Below are 21,148 nucleotides of genomic sequence, written 5' to 3' on the forward strand. Positions count from 1 at the left end.
GTATCGGGATCCTTCTTGCGCGTGCGGCATCATGACCGATCAACGCTTCTCGCTTCGTCGGCCGTCAGTGCACTCTCCCGGGTGCCGGAGACAATGATCTCCAGGACCTCATGCTCGTCCGTGTTCCTGACATAGCGGTCGCCGACATACTCGCCGCGCTTGAGAACCATGACGCGATCGCCCACCGCAAAAATGTCGACCAGACGATGCGAGATAATGATTTGGGCAACGCCTTGTTTCTTCAGCTCCAGCATGGTTTCGAGCAGCCGCTCGGTGGCCATGACGGAAAGGTTGGCGGTCGGCTCATCGAGGATCACGACGCGCGGTTCGAAGGAGATCGCGCGGGCAATGGCCACGGATTGCTGGCGGCCACCCGATAGGCTCTCGACCTTCTGATAGACGGAATTCACGTCGACTTTGAGCCGTTTCAGAACGCTGTCCGCTTCGGCATACATTTTCCGTCGATCGACGAAGGGGCCTTTGAGGGGCCAGCGGCCAAGGAAGATGTTCTGGCCGACATCCATGTTCCCGCAAAGTGCGAAGTCCTGATAGATCATCTCTATTCCGGCGCCACGGCTCTCGTGCGGGCTCTTGAAATACACCGGTTGCCCGGCAACCAGGATTTCGCCGGAATCGCGCTGATAGGCGCCGGTGAGGATCTTCATGAGCGTCGACTTGCCGGCCGAATTGTCCCCGACCAAGCCAAGAATCTCGCCAGGATAAAGGATGAGATCGACTTTGCGGAGCGCCTGCACTGCTCCGAAGGCTTTTTCGATGCCCCGCATTTCCACAATCGGCTGTAAGGGCTGTATGTCAGCCATGGATGCGCTCTCCCGTTGGCGCGGCTGCCGCGAAACGGGTTCGCAGTCGGCCGAAGAGATTGGCCTGTCGCACCCAGATGTCGATCAGCACTGCCACGATGAGGATGACCCCAATGAAGACATTGATCCAGTGCTGCGGCATGCTGAAGCCCTGGACGTTGAGCTGCAGGAGTGCACGGACGAGCGTGATTACGGCTGCACCTGCAAGGGAGCCGATCATCGTTCCGTAACCGCCGAAGATCGATCCGCCGCCGATGATGACGGAGGCGATGGCGTCAAGCTCTCGGAACTGGCCGGCAACCGGGTTGAAGCTGCGGAAGTAAGCGACGTTGATGATCCCGGCCATGGTCGCGCAGAGAGCGGCCAGCATCAGTGAGATGAAACGCACGCGGTTGGTGTTGATGCCGGCATAAGCGGCCGCGCGGACGTTGCCACCCGCAGCGCAGACCTTCAGTCCGAACGGTGTGTAGGCAAGCACGATGCCGGCGAGGAGGGCGACGAAAAACATAAAGATCGTCTGGATGCTGACGACCTCGGCCACGGTGCGAATGATTCCCGATGATAGCGAAAGGCCGAAATGCAGGAGAACGTCATTCACCTTACGGCCAAGCAGGTTGTAGCCTTCGGGCCAGCCGGTCAATTGCTGGCCGGCGACAAACCAGGCGGCGAGACCTCGAGCAATGTAGAACATACCGAGCGTGGCGACGAAGGCCGGCAGCTTGAAGCCGACTGTGACGACGGCATTGACGAAACCGGCAGCCGTCCCGGCAAGCAGACCCATCGCCACGGCGGTAAATGGATCGGCGCCCAGCACCTTCAGGAAATAGGCGGCGGTGCTCCCGGCAAGCGCAAGCACGGCCCCAACGGAGAGATCGATATCGCCGGCTGCAATGACGTAGGTGAGCCCGACGGTAATGAGCGCCAGTTCTGTGTAGTTGAGCAAGATCGCAAAGGTGTTGGGCAAGTTCCACCAGTAGTCCGGCCTCAGCGCCAGACCGGCCAACCAGAGCACCGCAGTCAGGATGATGGCCAACGCGTCGCGCCGCGCAAAGAACTTGCCGAGCCCCGTGGCTGAGAGTGCAATATCGGTCGCCATCGCCCCTTTAGTCTGGACACCTTCCAGCGCCACGCCGCTGGTCTCATAGGCTGGCGGCGGTGGTCGACTGCGGAGCCAGGCCCAGAACCGGGCAGCAATCTGACGTCGAATGAGGAAGGGTTCGATGAGCACGGCTGTGACAAGAAGCAGGCCCAAGAAAACTAATACGGCACCGGCGGGCAGGGTAAACCTGGCGCCGACGGCAATGCTCTCCCCATCGATAACGACGGTGCGCGTGATCGGCCAGCCTTCGCGCAACACCTTGTCGATCAGCACGACGACTGCGGCGCCTAGGCAAGATCCGATGACGCGCCCGCGCCCGCCGAGAATCGATGCGCCGCCAATGACGACAGATGCGATAGCAGTAAGTTCCCAGCTGACGCCGTAGAGAGGGGTGACACCCTTGTCCTGCGCAGCTGACAGGAGCGCGGAAAGCGTCGCGCAAAGCGATGATAGCAGATAAGCGCGAATGCGTACCCACCGCGTGTTGATGCCGGCATAGGCAGCAGCTTGCTCGTTTCCCCCGGTCGCGAAGGTCTCATAGCCCCACCGGGTCTTGGCGAGTACATAGGCACCGACGATGGCGACGAGGAGGAAGATTACGATCTGGTTATTGAAACCGAAAACGTTGATCTCTCCGAGATGGAAGAAGAGCGGATAGTCTTTGGCTTTGCCGGAATAATAGATCGCCTGACCGTGCGTAAGCGCGAGAACGAAGCCGCGACCGATAAAAAGCATCGTCAGCGTTGCAATGAAGGCGGGCACTCTCAGGATCGTCACGAGGACGCCGTTGATGAGGCCAATCACTGTGCCGAGCAGCAAACAGAAGATTGCGGACTCGATGACGCCGAAGTCGAGGATGTTTGACGCAAAAAGCCTGGCGAAAACCACGGCGATCAGGCCGTAGGTGGAGCCGACCGAGAGATCGAGATCCTTGTTGGCGATGACAAAGGTCATGCCGACCGCGATGATTCCGACACGGGATGTATCGCGAAGTAGCGCCAGAAGGGCTTCCGTAGAGCCAAAAAAGGCCGGATTAACGACGGCGCCGCCGAGGTAGAGCAGGGCGAGGAATATCAGCAGCCCAGCCTCCCAGCCGCCGACGAGCTGAGGCGGCGCACGGCCTAGCGATGTCGTCGTGGACGCCATGGTTTCCGCCGATCAATCTTGCCGTCGCGATGCGGGAGGCTTGCGTTATCCCGCATCGATCTCAGGCGTTTCGAACCGTTAGTTCTCGAAGCGCTTGCCAACTTTTGCGACGTTCTCCTTCGTCACCAATTGGGCACGCGTGTCCAGGTTGGCGGCAGAAATACCGCGATCGATCTGGAGGTAAAGCTGCATGACAGGCCAGAAGCCCTGCAGGAAGGGTTGCTGCCCCAGGGAGCCGGTCAGGTTTTCAGCGGCGATCCCCTCTTGCTGTGCCGGGCCGAGATCGAACCCAAAGGCGCAGAACTTGCCGGTCTTCCCCATCTGTGCGACCGCCTTCACGAGCGGCGGCGTAAAGACGTTGTTGGCTGTAAACGCGCCGACTGCGTCGCCACGGGACTCGAAGAGCGAAACAAGCGCGTTGACGGGATCATTCGGGTTCGTGTCTATGCCGACATTCTCCGGTCCGGCATCAACCTTAAAGGCGTCAAGCTTGCCGGCATCCTTCAGCGTCTTGACGATGGCGTTGAAGGCGGCGGTCACGCGATTATTGACCTCGATGTTGCCCATCGCGGTAGACGACGGCAGCAGGATCGAGCCGCTGGTCGCGCCGCTGTCAAGCACGCACTTGGCAAGCGCCTCGCCGCCGATTGCCGCAGCCGATGCATCCTGGCCGGTGTGACTTATGCCGTTGCGGTTCAGGATCGTTGCATCGAACGAGTTGGTTGTGGCGACTGGTATGCCTGCCGCCTTGGCTGCCTTGACGATGTCATTGTAGGCGCCGACCTGCGGCGTTGTCATGATGATGCCGTCGATTGTCGGGTCCTGGACAATCTGGTTCAGGATCTCGATCTCACGCGCCGGATCGTCAACCGGTGATTCCGAGCCGAGCAGCAGGATCTTGGCACCGATCATGTTGCCGGCAACGGTTGCACCGACATAGACGGGGTCAAAAAAACCATTGCCTGCCGTATGCGTCACAATCGCGAAGGTCAAATGACCATCAGCCGAATGGAAGTTTTTCGTCTCGGGCGCTTCCTTGGCAGCTTCGGCAAAATCATAGCCGCCAACCGCTTTCTCAACCCCACCCGACTGCGCAAATGCATGCGTAACGCCGAGCGACAGTACCGCAGCCGACGCCGCGTACAGCAAAGTCCGCCTCATGATTAGTCCTCCCTTGAGCCAAAGGGAGGAAAGCCGTTCGGGCGCAATTTATAGAGAGCGAAGGCCCGAAGGCTTCCTCCCATGCGCTAATATTCTGCGCAATTCCAATGCAAGTAAACGGCGAACTCATCGTAGGGGCGAATTTCTTCGCCTCGTAAGCATCTCGTGGTTGCTTTTGCTGGCAAATAGCCGCCGAAGTCGTGTTTGGTGCCTCCAAGAAGGCATGGGCCGCGTAATTCTAGCGCTGTCGTCCCGCCTTCTCCTTAAAGGATGATGCCCTTTTCATCCACGCGGGTCCGGTATGAGTTTTCTCAGGAAGATTGCCTTCAATTCCGTTTCTGAGGAGTTCCTCAGCCTCAGGCAATAGCCACGATGCGCTCGCAAACGACATCAGGGATTGCAGGTTGGCGTTCGCCGATCCTGTAGTTGGCAGCTAGGGCAGCGATTGCCGCATCGGCCGAAACCTCGCTGGCGGCATGCACCAATGCAATCGGATCGCCTCGCTCGACACGGGTGCCAACCGGCAGGATGTCGGATATCCCAACGCGGTGATCGATCCTGTCGTCCGGATGCCGTCGTCCCCCCCCGAGATCGACGACGGTCATACCGATCTCCCGTACGTCGCAGCCCGAAAGCCAACCGGACTGAGGAGCGGGAACCGCTTTGGTTACTGGCGCTTTGACGAGGTATTTGTCTGGCTTTTCCAGGAGATCCGACGGACCGCCGAGCAGGTGGACCATACGGCCGAAGTTTTCGGCTGCTTTGCCTGCGGAAAGGGCGTCCGCGGCCTTCGTTTCACCGTCCTGCAGTGACGAAGCCATACCTGATTTCATCAGCATCTCGGCCGCAAAGGCCAATACGGCCGCCTCGAGGCGCGTATTCTTCTTCCTGCCGGCCAGAAATTCCAGGCAATTACGGATCTCGACGGCGTTTCCTGCAGCATCCGCGAGCGGCTGGTTCATGTCGGTGATCAGCGCCGACGTCCTGACGCCAGCGCTATTGGCGACATCGACAAGCGCGCGTGCCAGTGTCTCGGCGTCCTTCGGCTCGGCCATGAACGCGCCGCTACCGACCTTGACATCGAGCACCAGTGTCTGCAACCCGGCCGCGAGTTTCTTCGACAGGATGGAGGCGGTGATGAGGGGGATCGAGTCGACGGTCGCGGTGACATCTCGCACGGCGTAGAGCTTGCCATCCGCAGGCGCAAGGGCTCCGGTCTGGCCGATGATGGCGCACCCGACATCCTTCACGACCCTGCGGAAAAGCGTTGCGTCAGGGGTGATGGTGTAGCCGGGAATGGCCTCGAGCTTGTCCAGTGTCCCCCCGGTATGGCCAAGACCGCGCCCGGAAATCATCGGAACCGCCAAGCCGCACGCTGCCGCGATTGGTGCAAGCATCAGGGAGACATTATCGCCGACGCCGCCTGTCGAATGCTTGTCGGCGATCGGCCGGTCTATGTCTGCCCAGCTGAGCGTGTCGCCCGAACGCGCCATTGCGCGTGTCAGCGCAACAACCTCGTCCCGCGACATGCCCTTGAACCAAACTGCCATGGCGAAGGCGCCAATCTGCCCTTCCGAAAGCTGACCGGACGCCAGTGCGGCGATGAACGATTGGATGTCCTCTTCGGAAAGCGTTCCGCCGTTTCGTTTTTGGCGGATGATCTCCTGCGGGATCATTTCAATAGCTCGATGCGGCAGCGGGAGCAGACTGCGTGCCGCTGAGAACGGCAAGGATGTCATCGAGCAATCCGGACGCGCCGAAACGGAAGGTGGATGGCATCGGCCAGTCGGGCGCCATGATCGTTTCCGCAAGGCTCAGATAGAGGGCCGCGTCCGCGACCGAGCCGATACCGCCCGCCGGTTTGAAGCCGACCTTGTGGCCGCTCTGGCGGATGACCCGCAACATGATATCGGCCGCTTCCAACGTCGCATTGACGGAGACCTTGCCGGTCGATGTCTTGATGAAATCGGCACCGGCCTCGATCGCAAGTTCGGAGGCACGACGGATCAGCGCCGCATCCTTGATCTCGCCGGTCTCGAGAATGACCTTCAGGAGGATCGGATCCTTGCATTCGGCGCGGACGGCCGCGACCATATCGGTGACGGCCTTGCCGCTGCCCGTCATGAATTTGCGATAAGGGATGACGAGGTCGATTTCATCGGCGCCATCGGCGATCGCCTCGCGGGTCTCGGCGGCGACGTCGGCAACTTCCATTTCGCCCAAAGGGAAATTGACGACAGTCGCAATGCGTACCGGATGACCTGTACCGAGAATGGCGCGGGCATGGGCGACGAAGCGCGGCCAGATGCAGATCGCTGCGGTGTTGCCGTAGGGTGTCTGAGCCCGCGCGCACAGCGCGTCGATCTGCGCCTCGGTGCAGTCGTCCTTGAGGTTGGTCAGGTCGAGAAGCGAGAGTGCGACGGCGGCCGTCTCCTTGCTGGAATGACTGGTCATTGTTCGCGTTCTCCTGCAATCATTTCTTTCAGTATGGCGGCGAGGCGTGCCCCGCCGATCGGAGCCATGTCCTTGGTTTCGTCATGGCTCAGTTCGCCGCCGGTCATACCGGCTCCATAGTTGGTGATAACGGACGCTGCCGCAACCCTTAAGCCCAGCATTCGCGCGATAATGACCTCCGGCACGGTCGACATGCCAACGGCATCTGCGCCGAGAATGCGGGCCAGCCGGATTTCGGCGGGCGTCTCGAAGCTCGGACCGGAGAACCACATATAGACGCCTTGCGACAAGGCGATGCCGATCTTTTCTGCAGCCTTGCGCATCTCGTCGGCGAGGCCTGCATCGTAGGCGCTGGTCATGCCAACGAAGCGGCGGTCGCTTTCCTCGCCAATGAGCGGATTCATGCCGGAATAATTGATGTGATCGGTGATCTGCATTACAGAGCCAGGCGGCATGTCGTCCCGCAAGGAGCCGGCGGAGTTGGTAAGGATCAGCGTCTCGATGCCAAGACCCTTGAGTACTTCGATCGGCAGCCGCATCGCGCCCGCGTCGCCCTTCTCGTAGAAATGGACCCGACCGGACAGCATGATAACAGGAACGCCGCCAAGCGAACCGGCAACCACCTCGCCGGCATGGCCCGAGACGGCGCTGACCGGGAAGCCTGGCAAATCATGATATGGAATGCGCTGCGCGTCCGTCATTTCACCGACTAGCGAACCAAGGCCGGAGCCAAGCACGATGCCAACACGCGGCGAAAGGCCGCCGAGCCTGCCGGCAAGCACGTCCAGCGCCGCACTCATCCGAGTTCGGTCTCGAAGCTGAACGGCAGGAGCTCGTCCATGGTCATCGTCTTCTTCACGCCGGCTTCGTCGCAGAGATAGATCTTCGTATCCTTCGAAGCGAACTCCGAGATCTTCTGACGGCAACCGCCACAGGGCGGGCAGAGCGGCAGCTTCTCTGCGATCACCGCCATTTCGACGATCTTCTTGGCACCGCCCATGATCATGGCGCTGATAGCCGTCGGCTCCGCGCACCAACCCTGCGGGAAGGACAGGTTCTCGATATTGGCGCCAGTGTAGACCTTGCCGTCATCGGCACGGATCGCCGCGCCGACGGGAAACTTCGAGTAGGGGGCGTGAGCGAAGGCCATAGCCCCGCGAGCGGCTTCGAAAAGATCGTGGGACATGTTCTCAACGTTCCTTCGTATAGGGGACACCACCCGCCTTCGGCGGGATTGCCACGCCGATGAAGCCGGCAAGCAGGATGCAGGTGAGGATATAGGGCAGCGCCTGGAAGATCTGCACTGGCACTTCGCCGATCAGTGGTACCTGCTTGCCCTGCATGAAGTTTGCCAGCGCATCGAGAAAGCCGAAGAGCAGGCAGGCGAACATGACGGGCACCGGCTTCCACTTCGCAAAGACCAGCGCTGCAAGCGCAATGTAGCCCTTGCCGGCCGACATGTCCTTGATGAAGGCCGCTGACTGCGCGATCGCCAGGTAGGTTCCGGAGAAGCCGCAGAGGATTCCGGCGCACATGACCGCGCGATAGCGTAGCCAGCTCACAGAAATGCCGGCCGTATCGACAGCGCCCGGATTTTCGCCGACGGCGCGCAGCCGCAGGCCGAAGCGGGTGCGATAGAGAATCCACCAGGAAAGCGGAACCGCGAGGAAGGCGAGATAGGTCAGGATGTTGTTGCCCGAGATCACATTGGCGTAGAGCGGGCCGATAATCGGGACGCCGCGCATTGCCTCGGCACCGGGCAGCACGATCGGCGAGAAGCGGGCTTCGGGAAGCAGTTGCGGCGTACGACCACCCTGGCCGAACCACGCACCGCCGAGGACGATCGTGATACCGGCGACGAAGAAGTTGATCGCCACGCCCGAGATGATCTGGTTGCCGCGATTGGTGATCGAAGCAAAGCCGTGGACGAGGCTGAGCGCCACCGAGCAAATAATGCCGGCGCCAAGACCAAGCCAAGCCGAGCCAGTCAGATACGCGACGCAGGCTGCCGCAAACGCCGAACCAAGCATCTTGCCTTCGAGGCCGATATCGAAGATGCCGGCACGTTCGGAAAACAGACCTGCCAGCGCCGTGAAGATCAGCGGGATCGACAAGCGGATCGTGGAACTCAGGACGCTGATGAAGATGTCATAATAATCCATCGTCCGTTCCCCTCATGCGGCCTTGAACTGTTGGTAGACGCGAACCATCGCAGGCCGGAACATGTATTCCAGGGCGCCGGCGAATAGGATGACGAGACCCTGGATGACCAGGATCATTTCGCGCGTGATAGTCGGCATCTCGAAGGAGATCCAGTCGCCACCCTGATAGAGGATGCCGAAGAGGATCGCCGAGAAGATGATCCCGACGGGATGATTTCTCCCCATCAACGACACGGCGATGCCAACGAAACCGGCGCCGCCCACGAACTCCACCTGCAGGCGGGCCGACGATCCCATCACCGGGTTCAGCGCCATCATGCCGGCAAGCGCGCCGGACAGCAGCATCGCAATCATGACGATACGAGCATAGGGAATGCCCGCATAGGCCGCCGCACTCTGGCTGACGCCAAGCGTCCGCATCTCGAAGCCGAGCTTGGTGCGCCAGATCAGCAGCCAGACGAAATAGGCGGCAACGAGCGCGATAAGGAAGGAGACGTTGAACGGTGCGGCGCCAAGCTTGGCGCCGAAAAGGTTCATCAGCCAGCCGAGCTTCGGCAATTGACCGCCTTCAAGGAAGGTCCGGGTTTCCGGAGCCATCTTGCCGGGCACGATAAGCACATGCACCAGCAGGTACACCATCAACGCCGCGCCGATGTAGTTGAACATAATGGTGGTGATGACGATATGGCTGCCGCGCTTTGCCTGCAGGAACGCGGGGATGAACGCCCAGGCGGCGCCAAAGAGACCTGCGCCGACGACCGCCACCGGCATTGTCACATACCACGGAACATAGTGGTCGAGCGCCAATGCCACCAGCGCGCAACCGAGGCCGCCGAGGTAGGCCTGGCCTTCCGAACCGATGTTGAACAGGCCCGCATGAATGGCCACCGCTACGGAAAGACCGGTAAAGATGAAGCTCGTCGCATAATAGAGCGTAAAGCCGATGCCTTCGCCGCTGCCGAGCGCGCCTTCGATCAGCAACGACAGGGCGGCAAGCGGGCTCTCCCCGATCAGCCAGACGACGAAACCGGAGATCAGGAAGGCGACCAACAGGTTCAACAGCGGGATGAGGCCGTAATTGATCCAATTGGGAAGTGGAACTGAAGCAGTGCTCATCAAGGCCTCACGCGGCAATGCCGGCCATCATCAGGCCGAGGGTCTGTTCACCGGCATCGGGCGTCTTCTCACCGACGACATGGCCGGCAAACATGACAAGGATACGGTCTGAAAGGGCGCGGATTTCGTCGAGTTCGACGGAGACGAGCAGGATTGCCTTGCCCGCGTCGCGCATCTCGATGATCCGGCGGTGAATGAATTCGATGGCGCCGATATCGACGCCGCGGGTCGGCTGGCCGATGATCAGCGCTGTCGGATCGCGCTCGATCTCGCGCGCCACGACGATCTTCTGCTGGTTGCCGCCGGAGAAGTTCGCGGTCTTCAGCCGCGGGTTCGGCGGGCGGATGTCGTATTTCTCGATTTTCTCCATGGCGTCCTTGCGGATCGCGTCGAGATCGAGCAGCGGGCCCTTGCTGTAGCCGGGATTGCGGTGGTAGCCGAGGACCGAGTTCTCGTATTCCTCGAATTTCAGCACCAGTCCCATGTGATGCCGGTCTTCCGGAATATGGGCGAGACCAAGCTCGCGCAAGCGCGCAGGATCGGCCTTGTCGATCGTTTGCCCGTCGAGGAAAATCTCCCCGGAATGCGGCTTGCGGATGCCCGCGATCGCCTCCAGCAATTCGGACTGCCCATTGCCGGCGACACCGGCAATGCCGACGATCTCGCCGGCGCGGACATCGAAGGACACGTTGTCGACCATGATGACACCGCGATTGTCCTTAACCGTGAGGTTGCGGACCGACAGGATCACCTTGCCCGGATTGGCCTCGCCTTTCTGCACCCGCAGCAGGACCCGGCGGCCAACCATCAGTTCGGCAAGTTCCTCGACCGTCGTTTCGGAGGTCTTGCGCGTCGCGACCATCTCGCCACGGCGCATGACGGACACGGTGTCGGTGATCGCCATGATCTCGCGCAGCTTGTGAGTGATCAGAATGATGGTCTTGCCTTGGTCGCGCAGGACACGAAGGATCTTGAAAAGATGGTCAGCTTCGGCCGGAGTTAGCACGCCTGTCGGCTCGTCGAGAATGAGGATCTCGGCGCCGCGGTACATGGCCTTGAGGATCTCGACGCGCTGCTGCAACCCGACCGGAAGCTCTTCGATCAACGCATCGGGATTGACCTCGAGGCCGTAGTCCTTCTCCAGACGCCGCAGTTCGGCACGTGCGGAAGAGACGCCCCTCGCCAGCAAGGCGCCGCCCTCGGCCCCAAGCATGATGTTCTCGAGCACCGTAAAATTGTCGACCAGCATGAAGTGCTGGTGCACCATGCCGATCCCGGTAGCGATCGCGGCCTGGCTGTCCTTGATGGTCACGGGATTGCCGTTGACGCGAATCTCACCGCTATCGGCATGGTAGAAACCGTAGAGGATCGACATCAAGGTCGATTTGCCGGCACCGTTTTCCCCGATGATGCCATGAATCGTGCCCTTGGCGACGGTAAGATTGATGTCCTTGTTGGCGTGAACGGCACCGAATTTCTTGTCGATGCCCACAAGTTCGATAGCGGGCGTGTCTGTCACAGCAGGCTCCAAATACGAAAAGGGCGTATGACGGAGCAACTCCGCCATACGCCCGTCTCAGTCACGGATCACTTCGGGCAAGCGTTGTCCGTCGTGTAGTCGTGAACCTTGATGGTTCCCGCGATGATGCCTTCCTTGGCCTTGTCGAGCGCGGCCTGCATTTCCGGCGTGATCAGGGCCTTGTTGTTGTCGTCGATGGCGGCGCCAACGCCGTCCTCCTTGACGCCGAGCGCCAGCACGCCGGCCGTGAATTTGTCGCCCTTGACGTCGCTGAAGCCGTTGTAGACGGCGAGGTCAACGCGCTTGACCATCGAGGTCAGGACGGAGCCCGGGTGAAGGTGGTTCTGGTTGCTGTCGACGCCGATCGAGAGCTTCTTGTTGTCGGCGGCCGTCTGCAAGACGCCGAGGCCGGTTGCGCCCGCTGCCGCGTAGACGACGTCCGCGCCCTGATCGATCTGGTTCTTGGTGAGTTCGCCACCACGGACCGGGTCATTCCAGGCAGCGCCTGTCGTGCCGGTCATGTTCTGGAACACCTCGATATCGGCCTTGACGGAGCGTGCGCCCTGCTCGTAGCCGCATTCGAACTTGCGGATCAGCGGAATGTCCATGCCACCGACGAAGCCCACCTTGCCGGTCTTGGAAGCAAGGCCTGCGAGAGTGCCAACGAGGAAGGAACCTTCTTCTTCCTTGTAGACGACGGAACGGACGTTCGGCTTGTCGACGACGGCGTCAACGATGACGAACTTTGTGTCGGGAAACTCAGCCGCGACCTTCTCGATGGCCGAGGTCCACGCAAAGGAGACGGCGATAACCGGGTTGAAGCCACGGCTTGCGAAGTTGCGGATCGCCTGCTCGCCCTGGGTGTCGCCGGTCGGCTCGAAGTCGCGATAAGCGATCCCGGTTTCTTTCTTGAATTTCTCAGCGCCATTAAAGGCTGCTTCGTTAAAAGACTTATCGAACTTCCCGCCGGTGCCGTAAACGAGTGCCGGCTTGACGTCAGCGGCGAGCGCCGTCGTGGACATGGCAGCCACGGCCAGGAGAGTCAGAAGGGATTTTTTCATGAGTTGCAGCCCTATTGTTTCTATTTGTTTGGGTCCTCCCGCAAGCCCGTTCAGGCATGTCTGCGGAACCACCGACCTCCCCCCGGAGGCCTGGCTGGGCGCATCCTTGCATGGCTCAAAAAAAAATTCACGAGAAATTTTTCGACTGGTAAAAATTTGCCGCAATTGCCAAAAATCAGCTCAGACGGGCTGATTTTTGCTCAAAATCATCGTCGGGTTGCGATTTTTCTAGCCAATCCAGGCGTGACGACCGTTTCGATATCATCGTCTGATGTCGGGCTGGATGTCCAGGACAATGCTGCTTCTTATGCGGCAAAGCGGCCGGCGATCGGCGGTTTCTTGTAGCCCGCCATCCACAACAGCAGCGATAGCACCAGAAACACGGCGAAGGCCGGCTGGAGCATCAGCCACTGGAAGGCGAGGGCATAGAACCGCGGGTGGATATAGTAGGCGATCGTTGCTTGCAGGCTTTCCAGCGACGACGGGCTGAGATCCTGCCACGCGTCGCCCATCGGCGTTATGACCACGGAGGAGGCGGCAACGGACTGAATTGAATCGATCGTTCCGGCAATCACGGCAACAGCCAGCGCAACAAGACTCGCCAAACGCAAAAGGAAACGCATCGAACTCTCCGGCCATCAACGCACCGGGCTCTTGCCCGGCCAGCCGCGCCATTTTCCACCTGCAATAAAAGATAGCTACGGGCTGATGGAACTGCAATGGAGGGCTTAGCCGCACTTTTACCGGAAGAAGTCAAAAAACTGTTAGATTTGGGTTGATCGGCGAAAATTCATCGGTATATATCGCGGCCGTTCCGACGATTTGCATCTTCGCCGATGCAGATCGCCAAAGGACAGGTGGCCGAGTGGTTGAAGGCGCACGCCTGGAACGCGTGTGTACGTGAAAGCGTACCGAGGGTTCGAATCCCTCTCTGTCCGCCATTTCTTTCAAAGAAGTGATTTGTTTACAACTGCTTGGGAGATCACGTGGCAACGGTTGCGCGTCTCGACCGACCGTCTGCATGGGCATGATGGCCGTTTGAATAGCGATCGAGGGCAAAAGCTTGCTTCCTGATGTGCGTTACCTCCCGACATCCATCCCGAAATGCAAAAGGCCCTGCTTGACGGCAGGGCCTCCTTCGTTTTGCACACGTTCCGGTCATCCAACGGCGGCGGTGTCTTGCTGCCGTTTCGGCAACTTCCACCCGGGTCGGACAAAGTGGCATGTGTATCCGTTCGGAATGCGTTCCAGATAATCCTGGTGCTCAGGTTCCGCTTCCCAGAAATCGCTTGCGGGAGCGACTTCGGTAACGACTTTCCCGGGCCATAGACCCGATGCGTCCACGTCAGCAATGGTGTTTTCGGCGGTCAACTGCTGTTTGTCGCTCGTGTAGAATATCGCCGACCTGTAACTGGCGCCGAGATCATTGCCTTGCCGGTTGAGTGTCGTCGGATCATGGATCTGAAAAAAGAACTCGAGGATGTCACGGTAGCTGATCTTCGCGGGGTCGAACATGATCTCGATCGCCTCGGCGTGATTGCCGTGATTCCGGTAGGTCGCGTTCGCCACCTCGCCACCGGTGTAGCCCACGCGCGTGGACACGACGCCCGGATAGCGTCTGATGAGATCCTGCATACCCCAAAAGCAACCGCCCGCCAGTACCGCACGCTCTACAGTCATTGGATCGTCCTTTCAGGTCAAAGATGGGCGTCAAACTTCGGCAGCCCGCGCCCGCACTTGCCTAAATGGGGACCGCGTCCCGGTTTTGCCAGGTTCGGCGCGGCTATCGCGGCTCCGTCCGGCGTCACGGAAATCTCTCAGACAAGCACCGCCTGGTCGACGCGGTCTTCCGTCCCGAAGAATTTCAGATAGCGCTGAACCTCCGCCGGATCGCCAGTCGCCTTCTGCGGATTGTCCGATAGTTTCACGGCAGGGCGGCCGTTGGCGTCGATGACCTTGCAGACGATGGAGATCGGGTTGAGCCCGGAGATCTCGGTCGGTGCACAGCCGGCGAAATCGTTGGTGAGGTTGGTGCCCCAGCCGAAGCTCATGCGCACCTTCCCCTCGAAGTGCTTGTAGGTGTCGATGATGGCATCGACATCGAGCCCGTCCGAGAAGATGAGCAGCTTCTGGCGCGGATCGCGGCCCATCTTTTTCCACCACTCGATGATCTTCTCGCCGCCCTCGATCGGTGGTGCGCTGTCCGGACGGAAACCAGTCCAATCAGCGACCCACTCGGGCGCGTCGCGCAGGAAGGCGGCGGTGCCGAAGGCATCCGGAAGGACGATCAGCAGGTTGCCGCCGTAGAGCTTGTTCCAATCGCGCAGAACTTTGTAGGGCGCGTTGTGCAACTCGGCGTCGTTCTTCGCCAGTGCTGCGGCCACCATCGGCAGTTCGTGGGCGTTCGTGCCCACCGCTTCGAGATCGGAATCCATGGCGAGCAGGACGTTGCTGGTACCGGTGAAGGCGGGACCAATGCCTTCCTTCAGCGCCTCGACGCACCAGCGCTGCCACAGGAAGCTGTGGCGGCGGCGCGTGCCGAAATCGGAGATGCGCAGACCGGGCAATTCGCGCAGTCGCTCCACCTTTTCCCACATCCGCGCCTTGGCGCGGGCATAGAGTACATCGAGCGTAAACGGCCCGAGCGCCTTCATGGCCGAGCGCGACCGAAGCTCGTTGATGATGGCGAGCGCCGGAATTTCCCACATGGTCGTGTCCTTCCACGATCCGTGGAAGTCCAGCACATATTGGCCATCGCGCTTCGACAGCTCGTATTCGGGCAGCTGGAAATGCGAGAGCCAGGCTAGGAACTCAGGCTCGAAAATCTGCGCGCGCCCATAAAAACTGTTACCTGCGAGCCAGATCATCTCCTTCTTGGAGAGGTGGAGCGAACGGGCATGATCGAGCTGCTCGCGCAATTCGCCCTCGTCGATCTCTTCGGCCAGCAGCACGCGTTTGGTGCGGTTGATGAGCGTGAATGTGGCGTTTACATCAGGATAGAGCTTCCAGATCATCTGCAGCATCAACAGCTTGTAGAAGTCTGTATCGATCAGGCTGCGAACAATCGGATCGAGCTTCCAGGTGTGATTGTAAACGCGCCTTGCGATATCGGTCTTGGCCATGAACTCCGCCCATTCCCAAACCGGACAAATCGCGTCATAAGCCGACGCACGAAGACCGGCTCGTGCGCCTTCTTATCGAAAAATCAGCCGGTAAAGTCCAGCGCAAACAGAAAAGCACCCTGCCGGCTGTGCGACAGGATGCTTCCTTGTGACCGCCTGACCCGCGCCTTTCTTATTGCGCCGGGGCCTTCGGGGCTGCCGATGCCGGATTCGATGCCGGCGGCTGAGACGGCGTCTCGGTCGGCACCGCATTGCCGTTCTGCAATGACGGTGGTGCTGCCGGTGCCGGCTGTTGCGATTGAATTTGCTGTCCAGGTTGCTGCGGAGCGATGTCCGCCGCCTCCTTCTTGCCCCAGATTTCAACGGGGATCCATACGATGAAGGCAAGCGCCAGCGCGACGATCAGGACCATAAGAATACGAGTGCCCATTCGGCCCTGCTTCGCCTTGACTGACGAGATCGTTTCTTCGGCGTGGAACTTGCCGTCGGACTTTTCCCAGCGCGTTTCCGTCTGGTGAGCCATGTCTTTCTCCTTCCGGAGTCGCGCGAGCCATTGTCGGCCCAGCACTTCATCTGGGAGAAAAACGAATGGCGCGCAGCATGGTTCCTGCGCTCAATAGCCCACCTGTCTGTCGACAACGAATTGCAGCGGCTCGCCGCTCTCATAGCGGGCGATCTGGCGCTCGACGTGCCGGAAGAGCGCGGTTTCATCGGATACGGCCGCATCGTGCGGCGTGATGAAAACGTTCTCCAGCTCCCAGAGCGGATCATCGGACGGCAGCGGCTCGACCGCGAATACGTCGATCGAGGCGCCCCCGAGCACACCGCCCTGAATTGCGGCGACGATGTCGGCCTGCACCTGGCTCTTTCCCCGTCCAGCATTGATGAACACCGGCTTGCCGAGCGCGCCGCCCTGGCGCAGCTTTGAAAACAGCGCCGCATTGTAGAAGCCGGTCGTCTCGGGCGTCAGCGGCAGCAGACCGACGAGAAAATCCGTTCTGGAGAGGAATTCATCGAGCTGACCGGAATCGAACGTCTCGATACCCTTGATATCCTTGCGGCTGCGCGACCAGCCGATGACGTTGAACCCCATGACCTTCAGCTTGTACGCCGCGTCCTGTCCGAGCACGCCAAGGCCCATGATGCCGACGGTGATCTCGGACGCTTCAGGCGGAACCAGCTTGCCCCAGATGCGCGCCCGCTGGTCCTTGTCGTGCTGATGCTGCTGTCGGAGGTGCATGAGGCACTGCATCACCACCCATTCGCTCATCCGGGTCGTCAGGCTGCGGTCGGAGAAGCGAACGATCGGCACATCAGGCAAGCCCGGCAGGTTCATGAAGCTGTCGACGCCGGCGCCACCCGAGAAGATGACCTTGAGATTGGGAGCGCGAGTGAAAAGATCCGCGTCCGGCTTCCAGAGCAGCGCATGGTCGATGCCGGTCAGATCGCGATCCTTGTTTGCGGGGTCGGCGAGATTGATGCTGCCGCGATCCGGAAAAGCGCTCTTGAGGATGCGGGCAACGGTGTCGGGGTCGAACTTGAGATCGACGAGAATGGGCGGTCTTGTGGGCATGATCGTCTTTACTGTTGGATGGCGGGCGTCGGCACCGCCTCGATGTTGAAGGCGGCAGCCATCAGCGCTTTGGTGTAGTCGTCCTTCGGCGCACCGAAGATCGCAGCGGACGGGCCTTGCTCGACGACCTTGCCGAAGCGCATGACGATGACGTCGTTTGCCAGCGCCTTCACCACCTTCAGGTCGTGGCTGATGAAGAGGTAGGCGAGATCATGCTTCTTCTGCAGGTCGCGCAGGAGGTCGACGACCTGCGCCTGGACGCTCATGTCGAGCGCCGATGTCGGCTCATCCAGCATCACGAAGCGCGGTTTAAGGACCATGGCGCGGGCAATGGCGATGCGTTGGCGTTGTCCGCCGGAGAATTCATGCGGATAGCGCCAGCGGGTCAGCGGGTCCAGGCCGACTTCCTCCAGCGCCCAGCAGACGCGTTGATCGCGCTCCTCGTAGGAGAGCGACCGCTCGTGCACCTTGAGGCCTTCCGCGATGATGTCGCCAACCGACATGCGGGGGCTGAGCGAGCCGTAGGGATCCTGAAACACGACCTGCAGCTGATTGCGAAGCGGCCGCATTTCCGTAAATGAATAGCTGGCTATATCCTTGCCGACGAAGCTGATCCGGCCCTGCGACGAAATCAGCCGCGTCAGCGCGAGACCGAGCGTCGTCTTGCCCGATCCGGATTCGCCGACGACGCCGAGCGTCTGTCCCGCGCGCAGCTGAAGATCGATTCCGTCCACGGCCTTCACATGATCGACGACCTTGCGCATGAGCCCGGCCTTGATCGGAAACCAGACGCGAATGTCCGCTCCCTGCATCACGACGGGCTTTGAGGGATCGGCAAGCGGCGGCTCGCCGCGCGGCTCGGAGGCCAGCAGATGCCGGGTATAATCGTGCTTCGGATTGCGAAAGACCTCTTCCACCGTACCGGTCTCGACGATCTTGCCCTTGGTCATCACGCAGACACGGTCGGCGAACTTGCGAACAATGCCGAGGTCGTGGGTGATGAAGAGCATCGACATGCCATGCCGGCCCTTCAGCTGCCGCAGCAGCTCGAGGATCTGTGCCTGCACGGTCACGTCAAGCGCGGTCGTCGGCTCGTCGGCGATCAGCAGTTCCGGTCGGTTGGCGAGCGCCATGGCGATCATCACGCGTTGCCGCTGGCCGCCGGAAAGTTCGTGCGGATAGGCTTTCAGCCGCTTTTCCGGGTCACGGATGCCGACCTGGTTCAGCAGTTCGAGTATCCGCTTGCGCGCGCCCTGACCGGTCACGCCCTGGTGCAGTTCGAGGATCTCGGCGATCTGCTTCTCGATCGTGTGCAGCGGGTTGAGCGAGGTCATCGGCTCCTGGAAGATCATCGTGATGTCATTGCCGCGCACCGCGCGCAACGCCTTGTCGGATGCCTTCAAGAGGTCCTTGCCCTTGAACAGGATTTCGCCGGAGGGATGGCTGGCTGAGGGGTAGGGGAGCAGACGCAGGATCGAATTGGCGGAGACCGATTTGCCCGAGCCGGACTCGCCGACGAGCGCCACGACCTCGCCCTTGCGAATATCGAAGGAGATGTGATCGACGGCCAGCGATGTATCGCCGCCCTGGTGGAACGCCACCGAAAGCTCGCGAACGGACAGCAGTGTTTCGGCAGCGTCACTCATTGAAACGTCTTCCTGGGATCGAATGCATCACGAACCGCTTCGCCGATGAAGATCAACAGCGACAGCATGATCGACATGGTGAAGAACGCCGTCAGCCCGAGCCATGGCGCCTGCAGGTTGGCCTTGCCCTGCGCGATCATCTCGCCGAGCGAAGGAGAGCCCGGCGGCATGCCAAAACCGAGGAAGTCGAGCGAGGTCAGCGTCGTGATCGAGCCCGACAAGATGAATGGCAGGAATGTGAGCGTCGCCACCATCGCGTTCGGCAGCAGGTGGCGCCACATGATTGTCCGGTTGTTCACCCCGAGCGCACGGGCGGCACGCACATATTCGAAATTGCGGGCCCGCAGGAATTCCGCGCGCACGACGCCGACGAAGCCGACCCATGAGAAGAGCAGCATGATCCCAAGCAGCACGAAGAAGCCGGGCGGCAGGATGGCTGCGATGATCAGCAGGATATAGAGCACCGGCATCGACGACCAGATCTCGATGAAACGCTGCAGCAGTAGGTCTGTCCAGCCGCCGAAATAGCCCTGGATCGCGCCGGCGCTGACGCCGATGATGGCCGAGCAGATCGTCAACACCAGCCCGAACAGCACGGAGATGCGGAAGCCGTAGATGACGCGGGCAAGCACGTCACGCGCCTGATCGTCTGTGCCGAGCCAGTTGAGATTGCCGAAGTTGCAGCCGGGGTCGGCCGCTCCTTTCGGATATCCGGAGCAGCGCTCCTCCTTGCTCATCAGCCAGAAGGGTGGGGTCGGCGCCGAATGCGGGATGTTCGAATTGACAGAGCGATAGGAGTAGTGGATCGGCGGCCAGATCATCCAGCCGTTGGCGTTGATCTCGTCCGATATGACGTCGGAGCGGTAGTCGGTTTCAGCCAGGAATCCGCCGAACTTCTCTTCGGGATAGTTGACCAGAACTGGGAAGAGGATCTCACCCCTGTAGGAGGCGATGATCGGCCGGTCGTTGGCGATGAACTCGGCAAACAGGCTGAGCACGAACAGGGCAAGGAACAGCCACAAGGACCAGTGGCCGCGCCTGTTGGCCTTGAAATTCTTCCAGCGGCGGACGTTGGTCGGGGACAGCAGGCCTTTGCGCGGCGGCTTGACCGGCGTTGCGGTCGTCGGATTGGCGGCGGTGTCCATCAGACGTCCCTCCGCTCGAAGTCGATACGCGGATCGATCCACGTGTAGATCAGGTCGGAAACCAGGCTGACGAACAGGCCCAGCAGCGAGAAGATGTAGAGCGTCGCAAACACGATCGGATAGTCGCGGTTGACCACCGAGAGATAGCCAAGCCGCCCCAGCCCATCGAGCGAGAAGATGTTCTCGATCAGCAGCGAGCCGGTGAAGAAGGCGGAAATGAAAGCGCCGGGGAAGCCGGCGATGATGATCAGCATGGCGTTGCGGAAGACATGTCCGTAGAGCACTTGGCGCTGGTTCAATCCCTTCGCGCGAGCGGTCACGACATATTGCTTCTTGATCTCCTCGATGAACGAGTTCTTGGTCAAGAGCGTCGTCGTGGCGAAGGCCGCCAGCGAGAGCGAGATCAGCGGCAGCGTCAGATGCCAGAAGTAGTCGAGCGGCTTCTGCCACCAGGCAAGCTGGTCGAAATTGTCGGAGACAAGGCCGCGCAACGGGAACCAGTCATAGAAGGATCCGCCGGCAAAGAGCACGATCAGCAAAATACCGAACAGGAAGCTTGGAACCGCATAGCCGATGATGATGACACCCGACGTCCAGACGTCGAACGTGGAACCGTCCTTGACGGCCTTGCGGATTCCGAGCGGGATCGAGATGCCGTACGAGAAGATCATGATCCAGACGCCGAGCGAGGCCGAGACCGGCAGCTTTTCTTTGATCAGGTTAAGCACAGTAGTGTTGCGAAAGAAGCTCTCGCCGAAGTCGAGGCGGATGTAGTTCCACATCATTTGGCCGAAGCGCGTCAGCGGCGGCTTGTCGAAACCGAACTGCTTTTCAAGCTTGGCGATCAATTCCGGATCAAGCCCCTGGGCACCGCGGTATTTCGAGCCGCCTTCGTCAAGGCCTCCGCCGCCGAGAAGATCACCGCCGCCGCCGGAAAGCCGCGAGTCCGCGCCCTGCGCATCGCCGGTCAGCTGCGCAATCACCTGCTCGACTGGGCCGCCGGGCGCGAACTGGATGACGGTAAAGGAAATGGCCATGATGCCGATGATCGTCGGGATCATCAAAAGCAGGCGGCGAAGGATATAGGCGCCCATCAGTGAAGGCCCTTCCGGGAAAGCTTGCG

19 protein-coding genes and 1 tRNA gene are annotated in these 21,148 nt (G+C 60.5%); 1 reads left to right on the top strand and 19 read right to left on the bottom strand.

All coding sequences use genetic code 11. The features are described from left to right. Positions 1–29: 29 nt before the first annotated feature. The 12 genes from FHX09_RS02930 to FHX09_RS02985 all read right to left on the bottom strand — a co-directional run bounded on the left by FHX09_RS02930 (position 30) and on the right by FHX09_RS02985 (position 13,162). On the bottom strand, positions 30–821 hold the full coding sequence (locus FHX09_RS02930; RefSeq protein ID WP_007798413.1) for an ATP-binding cassette domain-containing protein: 792 nt from the start codon (positions 819–821) through the stop codon (positions 30–32). Continuing rightward, positions 814–3,066, bottom strand: coding sequence for an ABC transporter permease (locus FHX09_RS02935; RefSeq protein ID WP_132589399.1), 2,253 nt, complete (start codon positions 3,064–3,066; stop codon positions 814–816). Before FHX09_RS02935 ends, FHX09_RS02930 begins: the two co-directional genes overlap by 8 nt. Positions 3,067–3,144: 78 nt before the next feature. Next, positions 3,145–4,227, bottom strand: coding sequence for a substrate-binding domain-containing protein (locus tag FHX09_RS02940; protein WP_132589401.1), 1,083 nt, complete (start codon positions 4,225–4,227; stop codon positions 3,145–3,147). A 356-nt stretch (positions 4,228–4,583) separates the two neighbouring features. Continuing rightward, a complete protein-coding gene (deoA, locus tag FHX09_RS02945; RefSeq protein ID WP_132589402.1) occupies positions 4,584–5,903 on the bottom strand; it encodes a thymidine phosphorylase in 1,320 nt (439 codons plus the stop codon). A 1-nt stretch (position 5,904) separates the two neighbouring features. Continuing rightward, positions 5,905–6,681 carry a deoxyribose-phosphate aldolase gene (gene deoC / locus FHX09_RS02950; protein ID WP_132589404.1) on the bottom strand — a complete coding sequence of 259 codons (777 nt, stop codon included), beginning with the start codon at positions 6,679–6,681 and terminating at the stop codon, positions 5,905–5,907. Continuing rightward, positions 6,678–7,481, bottom strand: a complete 804-nt coding sequence (locus FHX09_RS02955; RefSeq protein ID WP_007798429.1) for a purine-nucleoside phosphorylase — start codon at positions 7,479–7,481, stop codon at positions 6,678–6,680. The genes deoC and FHX09_RS02955 overlap by 4 nt, the downstream gene beginning before the upstream one ends. Continuing rightward, on the bottom strand, positions 7,478–7,867 hold the full coding sequence (locus tag FHX09_RS02960) for a cytidine deaminase (protein WP_007798431.1): 390 nt from the start codon (positions 7,865–7,867) through the stop codon (positions 7,478–7,480). The genes FHX09_RS02955 and FHX09_RS02960 overlap by 4 nt, the downstream gene beginning before the upstream one ends. 4 nt (positions 7,868–7,871) lie before the next feature. Then, the gene (locus FHX09_RS02965; protein WP_132589406.1) at positions 7,872–8,843 is read right to left on the bottom strand and encodes an ABC transporter permease; all 972 of its coding nucleotides are present in this window, start codon (positions 8,841–8,843) and stop codon (positions 7,872–7,874) included. Between the two features lie 12 nt (positions 8,844–8,855). Beyond that, positions 8,856–9,959, bottom strand: a complete 1,104-nt coding sequence (locus FHX09_RS02970; protein WP_132589408.1) for an ABC transporter permease — start codon at positions 9,957–9,959, stop codon at positions 8,856–8,858. A gap of 7 nt (positions 9,960–9,966) precedes the next feature. Next, positions 9,967–11,478, bottom strand: coding sequence for an ABC transporter ATP-binding protein (locus FHX09_RS02975; RefSeq protein WP_183720782.1), 1,512 nt, complete (start codon positions 11,476–11,478; stop codon positions 9,967–9,969). A gap of 68 nt (positions 11,479–11,546) precedes the next feature. Beyond that, positions 11,547–12,539: a BMP family ABC transporter substrate-binding protein gene (locus FHX09_RS02980; RefSeq protein ID WP_007798443.1), complete on the bottom strand. Its 993-nt coding sequence runs from the start codon at positions 12,537–12,539 to the stop codon at positions 11,547–11,549. A gap of 305 nt (positions 12,540–12,844) precedes the next feature. Continuing rightward, positions 12,845–13,162: a hypothetical protein gene (locus FHX09_RS02985; RefSeq protein ID WP_132589412.1), complete on the bottom strand. Its 318-nt coding sequence runs from the start codon at positions 13,160–13,162 to the stop codon at positions 12,845–12,847. A gap of 228 nt (positions 13,163–13,390) precedes the next feature. Between FHX09_RS02985 and FHX09_RS02990 the strand changes: the two genes are divergently transcribed. Continuing rightward, positions 13,391–13,480 (top strand) — tRNA-Ser (locus tag FHX09_RS02990). A gap of 217 nt (positions 13,481–13,697) precedes the next feature. On the opposite strand, the gene msrA is transcribed toward FHX09_RS02990, so the two are convergent. The 7 genes from msrA to FHX09_RS03025 all read right to left on the bottom strand — a co-directional run bounded on the left by msrA (position 13,698) and on the right by FHX09_RS03025 (position 21,119). After that, positions 13,698–14,219 (bottom strand): peptide-methionine (S)-S-oxide reductase MsrA, encoded by a 522-nt coding sequence (gene msrA / locus FHX09_RS02995; protein ID WP_132589414.1) that lies wholly within the window; start codon positions 14,217–14,219, stop codon positions 13,698–13,700. A gap of 137 nt (positions 14,220–14,356) precedes the next feature. Beyond that, positions 14,357–15,661, bottom strand: a complete 1,305-nt coding sequence (gene pncB / locus FHX09_RS03000) for a nicotinate phosphoribosyltransferase (RefSeq protein WP_132589416.1) — start codon at positions 15,659–15,661, stop codon at positions 14,357–14,359. A 172-nt stretch (positions 15,662–15,833) separates the two neighbouring features. Continuing rightward, positions 15,834–16,184, bottom strand: coding sequence for a hypothetical protein (locus FHX09_RS03005; protein ID WP_132589418.1), 351 nt, complete (start codon positions 16,182–16,184; stop codon positions 15,834–15,836). 90 nt (positions 16,185–16,274) lie between these two features. Beyond that, complete coding sequence (locus FHX09_RS03010) at positions 16,275–17,234, bottom strand: glyoxylate/hydroxypyruvate reductase A (protein ID WP_132589420.1); 960 nt, start codon at positions 17,232–17,234, stop codon at positions 16,275–16,277. 8 nt (positions 17,235–17,242) lie between these two features. After that, positions 17,243–18,880 (bottom strand): ABC transporter ATP-binding protein, encoded by a 1,638-nt coding sequence (locus FHX09_RS03015; protein WP_132589422.1) that lies wholly within the window; start codon positions 18,878–18,880, stop codon positions 17,243–17,245. Beyond that, complete coding sequence (locus tag FHX09_RS03020; protein ID WP_132589424.1) at positions 18,877–20,025, bottom strand: ABC transporter permease; 1,149 nt, start codon at positions 20,023–20,025, stop codon at positions 18,877–18,879. The genes FHX09_RS03015 and FHX09_RS03020 overlap by 4 nt, the downstream gene beginning before the upstream one ends. Continuing rightward, positions 20,025–21,119: a microcin C ABC transporter permease YejB gene (locus tag FHX09_RS03025; RefSeq protein WP_132589426.1), complete on the bottom strand. Its 1,095-nt coding sequence runs from the start codon at positions 21,117–21,119 to the stop codon at positions 20,025–20,027. Before FHX09_RS03025 ends, FHX09_RS03020 begins: the two co-directional genes overlap by 1 nt. Between the last annotated feature and the right edge of the window lie 29 nt (positions 21,120–21,148).

Origin of the sequence: Rhizobium sp. BK538 (genome assembly GCF_014197575.1) — a bacterium.
In the GTDB taxonomy this organism is placed as follows: Bacteria; Pseudomonadota; Alphaproteobacteria; order Rhizobiales; family Rhizobiaceae; genus Rhizobium.